At 62.2% G+C, this 13,705-nt stretch carries 12 protein-coding genes; 1 reads left to right on the forward strand and 11 read right to left on the reverse strand.

Annotated elements, in window-relative coordinates; translation table 11 throughout:
* Positions 1-6: 6 nt before the first annotated feature.
* The 5 genes from JH25_RS22285 to JH25_RS22265 are packed head-to-tail and all read right to left on the reverse strand — an operon-like array spanning position 7 to position 4,291.
* Positions 7-750, reverse strand: a complete 744-nt coding sequence (locus JH25_RS22285; RefSeq protein ID WP_032877017.1) for a polyketide synthase — start codon at positions 748-750, stop codon at positions 7-9.
* A 53-nt stretch (positions 751-803) separates the two neighbouring features.
* Complete coding sequence (locus JH25_RS22280; RefSeq protein ID WP_032877018.1) at positions 804-1,571, reverse strand: enoyl-CoA hydratase/isomerase; 768 nt, start codon at positions 1,569-1,571, stop codon at positions 804-806.
* A complete protein-coding gene (locus JH25_RS22275) occupies positions 1,568-2,833 on the reverse strand; it encodes a hydroxymethylglutaryl-CoA synthase family protein (RefSeq protein ID WP_032877019.1) in 1,266 nt (421 codons plus the stop codon). Before JH25_RS22275 ends, JH25_RS22280 begins: the two co-directional genes overlap by 4 nt.
* Positions 2,830-4,068: a beta-ketoacyl synthase N-terminal-like domain-containing protein gene (locus tag JH25_RS22270; protein WP_032877020.1), complete on the reverse strand. Its 1,239-nt coding sequence runs from the start codon at positions 4,066-4,068 to the stop codon at positions 2,830-2,832. Before JH25_RS22270 ends, JH25_RS22275 begins: the two co-directional genes overlap by 4 nt.
* Entirely contained in the window at positions 4,055-4,291 is a 237-nt protein-coding gene (locus JH25_RS22265) for an acyl carrier protein (RefSeq protein WP_032877021.1), read from the reverse strand. Before JH25_RS22265 ends, JH25_RS22270 begins: the two co-directional genes overlap by 14 nt.
* 161 nt (positions 4,292-4,452) lie before the next feature.
* Here JH25_RS22265 and JH25_RS22260 point away from each other — a divergent pair, with 161 nt between their 5' ends.
* Positions 4,453-5,463, forward strand: a complete 1,011-nt coding sequence (locus JH25_RS22260) for an NAD-dependent epimerase/dehydratase family protein (protein WP_032877022.1) — start codon at positions 4,453-4,455, stop codon at positions 5,461-5,463.
* Positions 5,464-5,483: 20 nt separating this feature from the next.
* Here JH25_RS22260 and JH25_RS22255 read toward each other — a convergent pair whose 3' ends face one another.
* From JH25_RS22255 to JH25_RS27600, 6 genes are all read right to left on the reverse strand, one after another.
* Positions 5,484-5,735, reverse strand: a complete 252-nt coding sequence (locus JH25_RS22255) for an acyl carrier protein (protein ID WP_032877023.1) — start codon at positions 5,733-5,735, stop codon at positions 5,484-5,486.
* A 56-nt stretch (positions 5,736-5,791) separates the two neighbouring features.
* Entirely contained in the window at positions 5,792-6,814 is a 1,023-nt protein-coding gene (locus JH25_RS22250; protein WP_032877025.1) for a zinc-binding dehydrogenase, read from the reverse strand.
* Between the two features lie 23 nt (positions 6,815-6,837).
* Positions 6,838-7,581: an SDR family NAD(P)-dependent oxidoreductase gene (locus JH25_RS22245; protein ID WP_032877026.1), complete on the reverse strand. Its 744-nt coding sequence runs from the start codon at positions 7,579-7,581 to the stop codon at positions 6,838-6,840.
* A gap of 40 nt (positions 7,582-7,621) precedes the next feature.
* Positions 7,622-7,900: a phosphopantetheine-binding protein gene (locus JH25_RS22240; RefSeq protein WP_032881025.1), complete on the reverse strand. Its 279-nt coding sequence runs from the start codon at positions 7,898-7,900 to the stop codon at positions 7,622-7,624.
* Between the two features lie 78 nt (positions 7,901-7,978).
* Entirely contained in the window at positions 7,979-9,238 is a 1,260-nt protein-coding gene (locus JH25_RS22235) for an NADH:flavin oxidoreductase/NADH oxidase family protein (RefSeq protein ID WP_032877027.1), read from the reverse strand.
* Positions 9,239-9,270: 32 nt separating this feature from the next.
* On the reverse strand, positions 9,271-13,705 hold a 4,435-nt coding region (locus tag JH25_RS27600), incomplete at its 5' end, for a beta-ketoacyl synthase N-terminal-like domain-containing protein (protein WP_164699496.1).

Raw genomic sequence — 13,705 nt, forward strand, 5'->3', positions numbered from 1 at the left:
TCTCTCTCACCGGCCAAACAAGGTTGAGATTCGCTCGCCGACTTCCGGCTGATGCATTGTCAACGCGTGCATCGCCAGCTCACGCTCAATGACCGCGGGGAGGTCTTCGCGCAGCTTGCGATTTAGATGGTGCTTGAGCGTGACCAGCGACAACCGGGGCTTGTCGGCCAACTCCATCGCCAACTCCAGGGCGTGGGCCAGCACCTGGGCACGCGGTAACACTGCAAACGGCGCGCCGCGTGCTTCAAGTAGCGCACCACTGTAGCTCTGCGCCGCCAGGAGCATTTCCTGGCCGAGGCTACCGAGCCGGGAGGGCAGGATATAGGTCGCGCCCATGCCGGGGGTAAAGCCGTACTTCATGAAGTTGGCGGTATACAGGCTCTCGCGGGACAACACCACGATGTCGCAGAACAAGCCCATTACCAGGCCGCCGCCGATAGCATGCCCCTGCATCGCGGCGATCACCGGGATCTTGCATTCAAATGCAAGGCTGTAGACATTGGCATCGGTAAAATCGCCACGCGTCTGGTTCAAGGCAAGCAGCCCTTCGCGGGTGCCGCCACTGCAAAAAAAACTGTCGTAGCCCGTGATCACCACTGCCTTGTAGGCGTCGCTGGCGTTGATTCGCGCATAGGCCTGTATCAATCCGTCGATCAACGCCGGCGTGAAGGTATTCTTATGCTCACGGTCCTGGAGCGTGAGCACCACTACCCCGTCGTCACGCGCCTGAAAATCGATGACACTGTCCATCGGCACTCCTCTTTGCAACGATTCGCCAGCCATGGGCGCGCCCGTCAGGCACATCAATCAGGCTCCCATGGGAACAGGCCGTGGCTGACATAGCGGTGGATGTTTTCGCGGGTGCGCGGGTTGCTGAATACCTGGTGATTTTGCTCGATGGCCATCTGTCGGGCGTCGAACGGTAACGTGGACAGCCTGTTCATATAGCCCTTGTATTGCTCGACGCCATGCTTGGACAGGCGCCGCAAGCGCAACAGGTGGCGGCGCAGCAACGCATCGCTATCGCTTGCCACGTCGTCCGCCAGCCCCCACTGGCTGGCCTGTGCCGCACTGACCGGCTGGGTCGACAGCGTCAGGTAATGCGCGCGCTGGAAGCCCACGCGACGAATCAGAAACGGCAACACACACGCCGGCATTACGTCAAAGATGAGTTCCGAGAGGCTGAACTGGGCATCGGTATGGCTGAGAACGATGTCACTCGCAGCCACGAAGCCCATGCCCCCGGCGTTGGCCTTGCCCCGTACATGACTCACCGTGATGAACGAACCGGTAACCATACGCTGCCAGATTTCATAGAGCCGCTCTGGTTGATGGCGTTCGCTGGCGCCGCGCACGGCGTCGTCATGCATGCCTTGGAAATCTGCGCCGAAACAAAAAACCTCGGGCCCGCCTTCAAGCACCAGCACGGTCGAATGCGCCTGGCAGTGTTCCAATACCCATAGGCATTCGTCGACCATTTGGCGGTTGATCGTATTGTTCGACTCAGGACGCGCAAAACGCAGGAATGCCAGGCTGCCTTCAGTGCGAAACTCGGTGGCCTGGAAGTTCATGGCTGGAAACTGTATTCGCGGTGGTAACCGTTGATCGCGCTTAACAGTAACTTGCCCGACAACCCTCCCGCCGCGATTACGCTGTCGGTGACTGGACAGGCGACGGTGTGGTCGCGGGTACCAAACCGCACGGCGTCATTGCCCAGCAGGATTGACTCGTACTCAGCCAGGCTCAGGCTATAGCGACTATCGAGTTGTTGTGCGATGGCCTGGGCAGACAGATGATCACGACTCTGGGGCGTGACCGTACCGCTGAAAAACTCCGAGCAGCAACCCGAGCCATAGGAAAAGCATCCAATACGCCGAGGCTCATCGAACCGCGCGGTGCTGATGATGCCGGCCAGGGACAGAAACATCGTGGCCCCCATGATATTGCCCACGCGTTGGCAGTACGCCAGCCCGGGCGCCACACGCTGGGCGAAATCAGCTTCGATGGCTGGCGGGTCGGCTGGCGCGAACTTGCGCATCATCAAGCGGTGCGCGCCTTTGACCATGCCACCAAAAGGCGTGTGAAACGCCAGGTAGTCGAACGTGCGCGCATAGTCCACGTCGTCGACCCGAAGGCGATATTCATTGAAGGTTTGCTCACAGCAATCCAGGTACGACATCAACGATAGATCGGCGTCCCCGGCTTCGCTGTCGGGCTCCGGCCGACAGGTGTCCATCACCTCGAAGCTGTAATAACCACTGGCGCCGATGTCGAGGCTGAATACATGCGGCTTGTCACTGATCAACATGGCCACTGCGCCCGCACCGCCACTGGGTTCCGAAAAAGCCCAGTCCTGCGCTGCGGCGCCGCCTTCACCAATCATCAGGAAGCGACACAGGTCCACTGCGACCACCAGTGCCTTGGCATTGGGCGAGGTCTGGGACAACACGAACTGCACCGCGCTATGAAAACCGGCAGTGCCCGAGTAGCAGGCCTGCTTGAGTTCGAAAACCCGGCAGTTTTTTTTCAGCCCCAAGTAGTCATGCACATAAGTACTGACGGACTTGCCGAAATCGATTCCCGACTCGGTACAGGTAATCAACAACTCAATCTGATCGCGCTCTTGCGGGCTCAAGGCATCGATCAGTGGCTTGGCGGCATTCACGGCAAACGTCACCGGGTCTTCGCTGTGCAACGCCACGCTCTTTTCGTGCATCAACAGGTTGCCGAAACGCTGGGAGTCCAGCTTGCGGTGTCGCGCAAGCATGGTCACATCCAGGCTCGCCGCGCCGCCAAATACGTTCATTGCCTCGATACCCACTTGCCTCGTCATTGCAGCCTTCCTGAGTTTTCCAGACACAACGCTGTATTGATGCCGCCGAAGCCATAGCTGAGGTTGAGTGCACAGCGCAGGGCGTGCTGTTCAGCGCGGTCGCAGACCCATGCGAACCCGGTATCCAGGGGGTGATCCAGGTTGCGGTTGGGGTGCAGTTGCCCGGCCTTCATTTGCAGTACCGTGGCTATGGTCTCCACCAGCCCGGCAGAAGCCAGGCCATGACCGATGAGGGACTTGGTCGCGTTGATCGACGCCTCGCGCAAGCCGCAATGAGCCAAGGCACGCAGTTCGGTTTCATCACCCAGTACCGAGCCACTGCCGTGCGGGTTGATATAGTCCACCTGGCGCGCCTGCCAGCCCGACTTGTCCAGGGCCTGGCGGATCACACAGGACTCCCCGTCAAACGAAGGGTTGGGGTTGCGATTGCCGTCCATCGCCACTGACCAGCCGGCAATCCGCGCATACGGCGAAACGCCACGGCGGCGCACGCTGGCCTCGCTTTCAATCACCACGACTGCACTGGATTCACCGTAGATGAACCCATCGCGATCACGGTCAAAAGGGCGGCACGCCAGGGCCGGACTCTCGGCAAAACGGTCCGAGCCCATCGCCCCCAGGGAGCGAAAGCCATGGCACTCCCAATACGACAGATCCATCACCGGCGCCAAGGCAATGCACACGTCCACATCCCCGGCTCGCACAGCCTGGGCCGCATTGATAATCGCCATCTGCCCACTGGCCGACGCAGCCCCCAGAGTGTAAGCGAACCCCCGAATGGGGAAGCGCTCGGTGCAAACTCCACACAGGTCGGTATCGAGAAACTGCGTCGCGTAGCTGGGCTTGATGAAGTACGGGGTCAGCGCGCAAGGCGCATGGGCCTGCTCGATGGCGCGCTGCTGGAAGTTAGAGCCACCGACCACCAGGCCGATACGCGTCGGGTCACACTGATCCAGCTGCGCATCCGCCCACGCTTCTGCCAAGGTCGCCAGGGCAATGCGCGCAGAGAACGACATACCCCGCGAACCGGATTCCAGGTTGGCGCCGGCTTGCTCGTCCACATCGATTTCAGCACCGATGAATGTGCTTTCCAACTGACGACCCGGGCGGCGCATCATCGAAAAAGCATGATTGCCAGCCAGCAAGGCCTGGATAAAGTCATGCTGACCGGTGCCGATGGACGAAGCCACGCCCAGCCCGCTGATCAACAGCCCTTGCGTGTCAGAGCTTGCCATGAAGCAACTCGGCCAATTCGCCGATATTGCGAGCGGCCTGCGTCTGCACCATTGGCATGCGCAACCCAAGGGCGCTCAAAGTCATGGCGACGATGTCGGCGCGGTCCATCGAATTGGCGCCCAGGTCCACCAGGCGGTCGTTCCGGGCGATGGGTTGTTGAAGCTCAGGGAGGGTTTCGCGGGCATGCTTGACGATCAAATCGAAGACTTCGGCCTGGGTCATTTATCTATCCTTTAGCCGGCTCAACCGGTGGTTGCTCAGGGGGTGCAGCGACTAACTTAGCGGATCGAAATCGGCGGGAAACCTATAAGACCTTGTAGTAGTCAGTGATCGCGGTCTGGGCTATACCCAGCAACCGTGTGAACACCCAAGGATCGCTACCGATGCCCCGACACATCTGTATCACCGGCGCCTCAGGCTTTCTGGGCAGCCATATTGTGGAAAAGCTGCTGCACCACGGCTGCACCGTCGACGCCCTGTTGCGCCGCCCCACTGCGCATTTGCAAGGCCTGGCAGCCCGCCACGCGCAACTGCGCCTACACGTAGTCGACCTGGCGCAGCCAGGCGCGTGCAATGCCCTGTTCAGTGAGTGCGACACCGTTATTCACTGCGCCGCCAGCGTCACTAACAACGCCCGGCCCGGCTCGCGGCTTTGGCAGCAAACCCTGGAAATGAATGTCAACGGCACGCAAAACGTAATCGACGGCATACGCCAGGCCGCCAGCGTGCGCACCTTCGTGTACACCTCGTCGATGGCGGCCATTCTGTCGCCAGACATGCCAGCCGGGCACGCCTTCAGCGAGGCCGACTGGAACCATGCCTCCCTGGAAGCCAGCGACCCATACTGGTATTCCAAGACAGCCGCCGAGCGACTGGTGACGGACGCCTTCCAGCCCTGGCCCTGCGAGCCTCGCGTGGTGTGCATCAACCCATCGGTGATCATCGGGCCGGTGCTCGACCCCCGGCATGCTGCCACCAGCATTGCCATCCTCCATGACCTGCACACGGGCAAGACACCGGTCTGCCCGGACCTGAACTTTCATTTCGTGGATGTGCGCGACCTGGCCGAACTGCATGTGCGCGCGGCGCTGGATGACGTCATTGAGGGGCGCTTTATCGTGCCGGGCCATGAGGCTTCGATGCTGGAACTGGCCACAATGATCAAGCAGCGCTTTCCCGACAGCAAGGCACCCCAAAGACGAGCACCCGACTGGTTGATGTACCTCAGCGCGATGCTGAACTCACGCCTGTCGCGTCGCTATCTGCGACAGAACCTTGGCGTGCGCCGGGTATTCGATGACCAGCGCGCCAGGCGCGCCTTTCAATTGAGCTATCGGCCGCTGGAACACAGCGTCGCCGATACCCTTCAATCATTATCCCCGACAGCACCCTGAATCAAGGTAGCGCAGGGCACCTAGCCATGCGCTACCAGGAGATTGACCAGATCGCCTACGGTGTCAAACTTGTAGGCCTCGTTGTTCAGTTGTGCAAACTGGAAATTCGAGCGTTCCTGCAAGCGCGTGAGCAATATCAGCTTGTGCAGGGAATCGATGCCCAGTTCACCCTGCAAGTGCGTTTCAGTCTCGATCGACGCCGTCTCCCATCCCGGCAACTTCAACTCACGGATCGACTCACTGACCGTTTGCTGCGCCACGTTGATTTCCATCTTCACCTCCTCCTACAAGCGACAAAAACGCCGGCGCGTGCAGGCGCCGGCGCGGATTAGAATTGCAATACGATCTTGCCGAACACATCCCGCTCGCGCAGGCGCTGCAAGCCACTTTCGAAACCGGCCACCGGCATCACGCAGTCGATCACGGGCAACACGCCCTGCTGGATCAACGCCAATGCATCGCGCAGCCCACTCAGGGGCGCACCGAAAGAGCCATGAATGTGAATTTGCTGATTGAACAGGTGCATCAGGTTAGTGGGCGCCTCCACGCCTGTGGTCGAGCCGCAGATCACCAGGCGGCCACCACGCGCCAGGCTCAGGAGACTCTGCTCCCAGGTATCGGCCCCCACATGCTCGAACACCACGTCGACCCCGCGGCGTGCCGTCTGCTCGCGAATCACCCGCAGGAATCGTTCCTCACGGTAATCAATCACATATTCGGCGCCCAATGCCCGGGCACGCTCAACCTTGTCGGCACGACCAACCGTTGCGAATACCGTGACGCCCAGGTGACGGGCCAGGCGAATGGCGATTGAGCCGATCCCGCTGCCTCCCGCGTGCACCAGCAGGGTTTCGCCGCTCATCAGGCGTGCGTTGTCGATCAACATATGGTGCACCGTGGCGAAGGTCACCGGCGCGCAGGCCGCCATTTCCATGGGCACGCCAGCAGGTATCGGCACCAGCATACGCAGCGGGACATCGACGTACTCGGCGGCAACCCCGTCGCAATGAAACCCCATTACGCCGGGCGAGTCGGCGCACAGGTTCTCCCGGCCGGCTAGACAGGCCGGGCAGCACCCACAAAATACACTGGGGTAGATCGCCATGGCCTGCCCGATCAGTTCGGGGTCACTACCTGGCCCCACGTCCTGCACAAAGCCTGCGCCTTCGGCACCCACCGTGACAGGCAATGTCCGTCGTGCGAAGGCCATCCCGCGGTAACCGAAAAGATCCAGGTGATTAAGCGTCATGAACGCCATGCGCACCCGTGCGTGACCCGGCGCGGGCCTGGCAGGCAACACCAGCTCGCGCAGCGCCAGGCGCTGTTTATCAACCAGTTGAAGCGCCCGCATCAAACCTCCTCATTACAGGTTGGCTAGCCGGCCATGCTGCGTGACAGGCCACCATCGACGGTGAGATGTTGCCCGTTGATGTAGCTGCCGGCCTCTGAAAACAAAAACGCCGCCAGCCCCGCCACTTCTTCCGGCGAACCATAGCGACCCGCTGGGATCCGCCGGTCGATGGCCGAACGCTGTTCGGCGTAGCGATCCAGCAGTGCCGTCTCGATAAAACCCGGCTCGATACAATTGATCGTAATAGCGCGTGAGGCGACTTCGGTCATGCTCGAACGTACAAAACCCCGCAGCGCTGCCTTGCTGCTGGCGTACAACGCATTTCCCTTCATACCGAAGTCGGCTGCGACCGAGCCGATGCACAGGATTCTGCCTGCGCGGCGCATGGACATGGGCCGCACCAGGGCCTGGTACAACTGCACAAATGCCCAGAAATTGACTTGCATCATGTGCCGCGCGGTATCCAGGTCCGCAACGGCGGCCAGGCTGTCCTGGCTGACGCCCGCGCAATGCACCAGACCATAAATGTCTTCTGCCTCCAGCGAGCGGCACAGGCCCTCCACGGCCAAGGCATCGCCCAGGTCGCAGCCAACCCAGCGTGCGCTGCCTGCGCCGTATCGGGCGTCCAGCTCTTCGCACAAGGCAACGCCCGCGCTGATGCCACGGTGCCCGACAATCAATACGACAAACCCGGCCTGCACCAACGCCGTGGAAATACTGGCGCCAATGCCTCGGCCGCCGCCGGTAACGACTACCTGCCTACGCATGCCTGAATCTTCCGGGGCCAACCGACGGCCCAGGTATCACTCATGCCGAGGCTGCCGCACGAGCAGCGATCTGGGCAACGAAGTGTTCCATCACGAAGTAATCAGTCATTGCCGCGTTGCCTTCGTTGACGGCACTCATCCATTGGCCCACCGGGATACGGATGTCGTAGTGCTTCTCGATGCAGAACACCGCATCGAGAAAATCCACGCTATCGATCCCCAGATCGGCGAACAAGTTGGTGGTCGGTTCGATATCGCCGGGTTGAACCTTGCAACTGGAAGCCAGCGTACTGACTACGAACGTATAGATTTCTTCCATGTACATGTTCCGCCTTTCAGGGTTCATGGGAGGGACTGTCGGGCGCAATGTACAAGAGTGCCCAAGGGCTGCCACCTATCAGCGCTTATAGGTTGAGCACTGCGTACTGCGCTTTTTCCTGGCGCAGGCGGCAAAATCCAGCAGGGTCTTGCCCAGGCTGAGCCACTCGCTCAGGCCGGGCTTAGGCAACTGGTGGCGGGCCATACGTTGCAATTGATGTTCGTACCACGACACATCGAGCGTCGCGATGCGGTCCAGGGCGGCAAAGCCTGTACTCAAGGGCCGCAGGTCGACACGGTAAGTGGCTTCGGACAACAGCTTGACCGGCATGTCCGGCTCCAGCGCCAGTGGACGTGCCAGCCCAATGAAGTCGGTGGCCGCGTCTCGCAGCGCCGCGGTCATCGCAGCGCCAGAGCGGAAACCACCGGTGACTACCAACGGCAGCGTACTGACCTCGCGCACCCTGGCCGCGTAATTGAGAAAGTAGGCTTCGCGCTCGCGGGTGCTGGCCGCCTGGTTGCCGACCATCACCGGGCTTTCGTAGGTGCCGCCGGATATTTCCAGTTGATCGAGCCCCAAATTGCCAAGGGCTACCACCACCTGCAACGACTCCTCTTCGGTAAAGCCACCCCGCATGAAGTCCGCCGAGTTGAGTTTGATCCCCACTGGAAACGCGTCACCCACCACGCTGCGGATCGCCTGGTAGACCCGGACCAAAAAGCGCATGCGGTTGGCCAGGCTCCCGCCCCACTGGTCGCTACGCTGATTGTGCAGCGGTGACAGGAACTGGTTGATCAGATAGCCATGGGCCGCGTGGATCTGCACGCCAGTGAACCCGACGACCTTGGCCAGTCGCGCACTGGTGGCGAACTGCGCAATGATCTTTTCGATGCCGTCCTCAGTCAGTGCGCGCGGGCAATTGAAGTGTTTTTCCAGCCCGCTGCCCAGGCTGATGGCCGATGGCGCCACCGGCTCGTCGCACAGCAGCTTGATGATCTGCTTGCCCGGATGGTTGAGTTGGGCCCATAGGTGCGTGCCATGGCTACTGCCTGCCAGGGCCCAGCGCCGGAATGCATTCAGGTCGCTGTGGGCATCCAGCACGACGTTTCTCAACTCGCCGATGGCATTGCGATCGACCATGATGTTGCCGGATATCGACAAACCTATGCCGCCCTGTGCCCACTGGCGGTAGAGGTTCTCCATGCCAGACCCTGGATCATGGCGTCGATCTCCGAGCTGTTCGCTCATGGCGGCCTTGACCAGGCGGTTTTTCAGGCGCACGCCATTGGGCAGCACGAAGGAGCTGCCCAGATCGGGCAGCGCTGGACTCTGGTCCATGGTCACATTCCTTGAGAGTGAAGAGTGATCGGTCATTGGGTGGCGGCCTCGTTCCGGCTTTGCAGGAATTCGGCCAGGGCACGAATGGTGGCGTGCTGTACCAGCCAGCGCGGCTCCACCAGCCAACCCAAGGCCCGACTCAATGCCGAAGACACCTGCATGGCGCCCACCGAGTCCATGCCATACCGGGAAAACGCGGTGTCCAGGTCAGGCTCATCAACCACCAGCACCCGCTCAATCACTTCGCGCACTTGCTCAAGCAGTGCACCCGCGCCGACCGTTGCCGGCCGGGGTGCGCTGGGGAAGAACAAGCGGTCGAGACGGTCAATGGTCGCCTCATCCAGAGCGTCGAGTTCAAAACGGCTGAGCACTTTGCACCATTGCGCGGCATCCGGCGTCGCCCCGGCCTCGCACGCCTGTTCCCAGGCGTGCAGTTGGGCGTGCAAGCCGATGGCATCGCCAGCCGGCGGCACACTCGACGCGGGTAAAGGTTCGATGCCCAGACCGCGACAGGCCAGGGCCGGGTCGAGCACTTTCATCGCGCCGACCACACCCGGTTCGGCGCCGGTATGCAGGTACTCGAACGCCGACTGCATGTCGATCAGCCCTAACCCAAGGGCCTGCAAATGCGCCGGGCGATTGGCCGGCATGTATCGATCCACGCACCAGGCACCCCAGGTGCAAGCACTCGATACGCCATGACGCTTGCCCTGGCGCTCAAGCGTCTGACGGTAGCGCACGAAAGCATTCTGGAACGCGGCGGCATACCCGTAATCGGCTGAACCACGGATGCCATAGGCCGCCATGGACGAAAACACGGTGAAAAACGCCAGGGGTTGATCGGCAGTGGCCAGATCCAGGTTTATCGTGCCCTTGACCTTGGCCCCAATCGAGCGTTCGAACGCCTCCCACTGCTTGGCCACAATCAAGCCGTCATCCACTAGCCGCGCCAAGTGAATCACACCCTGCAAAGGCCCGGCCGCCTGCACGCGACGCTCGACCACCTGTTGCAGCGCCGGCAGGTCAGTGATGTCGACGCTGCTGTAATCGATCGTGGCGCCCAATGCGCGCAGCACATCGCAGCGAGCCTGTTGCTCGGCGTTCGGCGCCGAGCGCGAGACGATGCTCAGGCGCGCCTGGAAGGTGCCCGCCAGTTCCTGGCACAACAACTCGCCCACCGGCCCCAGCCCGCCCACTACCAGGTAATGGCCATCGCGGCGAAAGCGCGGGGCTTGCGCCTCAGCCGCCTCACGCTGAACCAATAGCCGGCGCAAACGCTGGGTACCCTGGTACTTGACCACGGCTGGCGCACTGCCCTGACGGTCGGCGGCCAGCCATTCACGCACAATCAACTGTAAATCGCTGGCGGGGCCGGCCACGGCGTCACATTCCAATAACGTCCAGCCGTGCCGAGCATTCTCCAGGCTCGCGGAAGCCGCAAAACCGCTGATTGCCTGGGCGTCACAGTCGCTGCCGGAACCGCTTGCGCGATACACGTGGAAGCACTCCACGGCATGCTCCCAATCGGTCGCCATCAGATGCCGGCTGACCTCCAACACTTGCTTGATCGCGTCCAACCCTCCGGGTGGCGACGCCCTCCCGTCGCTGGAGTTCTCACCGATGAAGAAGATCACCTCGGGTAACGCCCCCCGAGCCGGCAGTGCATCCGGCAGCAGGCGCTGGACGGACGGCGGCGGGCTCCCTGCCTGCGCCCACAGCGTGCAGAGCAGTTGGCTGAAGGCATCGAAACGCGCTTGTTCACGAGTGACCACCGCCACGCGCGCGCCAGACCTGGCCTTGATGCTTGCTGCCCAGTCAAAGTTGCTCGGCAGGTCGTGAGCCCGCCATTGCTCCGCGCAGAACAACCACTGGCCCGCCACCTCCTCTGCCGGTACCGCCGTCGGCTCCTCGACCTCGGGCGCCGATACCCAATAGGACTGACGCAAGAACGGATAGGTTGGCAACGGCACGCGACGCCGCTCATCGGCCATGAACAGGCTGGAATAATCCAGCTCATACCCTTGTACAAACGCTTGCGCCAGGGAGGTCAATGCCTCGCCACGTGTCGATTGATCGCGATTGCCCATCAGACGAATCAGGCACTCGCGGGCCGCCTGCAGCACCTCCTGTTGTTCAACGAAACGGCGTACGTCCCAATGCCCGCTGTGCACCGTCGCCTCGTCGCGCCCCTGCAACCAGCCTTCAAGACTTTGCTGCAATTGCCCGGCGTCATGGGTGACCATGGCCAGGCGCCATTCGTGGTGCTTGCGCCCCGCCATCAGCGTATAGGCCATCGCTGCCATGTCCAACCGTTGCACGGCCACACAGTGGGCAGCCAGATTGCTCGCCTGCTCGCGCAATTGCTGCGCGGAGCGCGCCGACAGCACTACCAGCCAGGGCCCGGCCCCGGACGCGCCGCGCTGTTGTGGAAGCGGCGCCTGCTCCATCACCAGGTGAGCGTTGGTACCGCTGAACCCGAAGGAGCTGACCGAGGCACGCCGTGGCACACCGTCGAGTGTGGCCCAGGGACGCAGTTGATCCGGCACATAAAAGGGGCTGCCCTGAACGGCGATGGCCGCATTGGCCTGGGTGAAACCCGCTGCCGGAGGCAACTGGCCGTGGCGCAGCGCCAGCGCCACCTTCAGCACACCGGCGACTCCGGCCGCAGTCACACAATGCCCAAGGTTGGATTTGATCGACCCCAGGGCACAGTAGCCTGCCTGCTGCCCAGGTCGGGCGAACGCTCGCGTCAAGCCTTCGAATTCGATCGGGTCGCCAAGCGGTGTACCCGTCCCATGGGCCTCCACCATCGAAATCGTACCCGGCTCAATCGCGAAGTCACGGTGCACCTGGCGAATCAGCCGCTCCTGGGATTGCGCGCTCGGCGCAGTGATGCCATTGCTGGCGCCATCCTGGTTACTGCCAATACCACTGATCACGCCATGAATATAATCGCCATCCGCCTGCGCCTGGCGAAGGCGCTTGAGGATCAGCACACCGACGCCTTCGGCGGGGACGAAACCGTCGGCACGCGCATCGAACGCGTGACAATGCCCGCTGGGCGAGAGCATGCCGGCGGTTTGCGCCGCCTGATAAAACCCGGCGGTTGACTGCACGAACACACCGCCGGCCAGGGCCATGCCGATCTCCTCGGTCCAGAGCGCCTGGCATGCCAGGTGGATCGCGACGAGCGAACTGGAACAGGCGGTATCCACGGCAATGGCCGGGCCCTGTAAATCCAGATGGTAGGCGATACGTGCAGGAATGATCGAGCTGGCGTTGCCCCAGAAGGCTTGCGCGGGCGCAGCTTCAGCGAACAGGCTGCGATAGTCGCTGGCACTGGCGCCTACATAAACCCCCACCGGTTGCCCCTCAGTCGCCTGCCCTACGTAGCCGGCATCTTCCAGTGCCGTCCAGGCCTGCTCGAGGAACAGCCGCTGCTGCGGATCCATGCAAGTGGCTTCAAGGCCAGAGATGTTAAAGAACGACGCGTCGAACTCATCGATCCGGGATAACAGGCCACCGCGCTGGCACAGGCCCTTTCCTGACACATCGGCCTGGGAGCCGCGCAGGTCCCAGCGCTCGACCGGGGTGGTCAGGTCGCGGCCTTGGGCCAGATGTTCCCATAATTGATCGAGGGATTCGGCGCCGGGAAAGCGGCCGCTCATACCAATGATTGCAATGGGTTCTCGCACGAAGGACTCGGGCGACTGAACCCTTGGCGCCGGGGCGGCGGCAGGCGAGGACGCCGTCGGCACTGCAACGGCCAAGGGCGCGACCGGTGCGGCTGCCGCACGTGTCACCGCGGGCTGCGGTAAGTGCGCGCCATGTTGCTCGACAATATGCCGGGCCAGACGCGTGGCGGTAGAAAAGTCGAAGAGTGCCGTAGTGCCCAGGTCGATGCCCAGGCGCTCATTCAATACCCGTACCAGGTTGACGCCGGTGATCGAGTCAAGCCCGTAATCGGAGAATGACTCCTGTGGATCGATCACCTCCAGGGCGACCTTCAATGCCTTGGCCACACTGGCCATGACTTCCTGGCGCACCTGGGTAAATTGATCCGCGGCCGCGGCCGGTACCGGTGCCGCCACGCCGTGTTGCAGCGCAGCAGCAGGCTGGGCAGCCACCTTCGGCGCCCCTGGTTGGCTGACACGCCGAGGCACCTGCACGACCCCGTTGCTGCGCGCCATCACCACTTGCTGGCCCAGCCCATGAAACGCCTGGCACGGGAACATCACCCCGCGATAACCCGCCTCTTCCAGCACCTGTTGCCAGCGCTCACTGGACAAGCCCGGCGTACCCGGCAGCCGCAACGCCTCGTCGCGATAACGCCACCAGCCCTCCAGCAGGCCGAAGGTCAGGTGACTGAACAGTGACGCCTGGCTCAGCTCGTTCAACAACAACCAGCCATCCGTCTTCAGCGCTGCCTTGGCGTGCTCGACCACTTGACGAATATCGGCGGTGGCA

It is taken from the genome of Pseudomonas sp. BRG-100, from assembly GCF_000737955.1.
Classification (GTDB): domain Bacteria; phylum Pseudomonadota; class Gammaproteobacteria; order Pseudomonadales; family Pseudomonadaceae; genus Aquipseudomonas; species Aquipseudomonas synxantha_A.

Coding starts and splice junctions, on each gene's coding strand:
- JH25_RS22275 (WP_032877019.1), bottom strand. CDS start 2,833: ATGACGAGGCAAGTGGGTATCGAGGCAATGAACGTATTTGGCGGCGCG.
- JH25_RS22245 (WP_032877026.1), bottom strand. CDS start 7,581: ATGCGTAGGCAGGTAGTCGTTACCGGCGGCGGCCGAGGCATTGGCGCC.
- JH25_RS22265 (WP_032877021.1), bottom strand. CDS start 4,291: ATGACCCAGGCCGAAGTCTTCGATTTGATCGTCAAGCATGCCCGCGAA.
- JH25_RS22280 (WP_032877018.1), bottom strand. CDS start 1,571: ATGAACTTCCAGGCCACCGAGTTTCGCACTGAAGGCAGCCTGGCATTC.
- JH25_RS22235 (WP_032877027.1), bottom strand. CDS start 9,238: ATGGACCAGAGTCCAGCGCTGCCCGATCTGGGCAGCTCCTTCGTGCTG.
- JH25_RS22240 (WP_032881025.1), bottom strand. CDS start 7,900: ATGGAAGAAATCTATACGTTCGTAGTCAGTACGCTGGCTTCCAGTTGC.
- JH25_RS22250 (WP_032877025.1), bottom strand. CDS start 6,814: ATGCGGGCGCTTCAACTGGTTGATAAACAGCGCCTGGCGCTGCGCGAG.
- JH25_RS22270 (WP_032877020.1), bottom strand. CDS start 4,068: ATGGCAAGCTCTGACACGCAAGGGCTGTTGATCAGCGGGCTGGGCGTG.
- JH25_RS22260 (WP_032877022.1), top strand. CDS start 4,453: ATGCCCCGACACATCTGTATCACCGGCGCCTCAGGCTTTCTGGGCAGC.
- JH25_RS22285 (WP_032877017.1), bottom strand. CDS start 750: ATGGACAGTGTCATCGATTTTCAGGCGCGTGACGACGGGGTAGTGGTG.
- JH25_RS22255 (WP_032877023.1), bottom strand. CDS start 5,735: ATGGAAATCAACGTGGCGCAGCAAACGGTCAGTGAGTCGATCCGTGAG.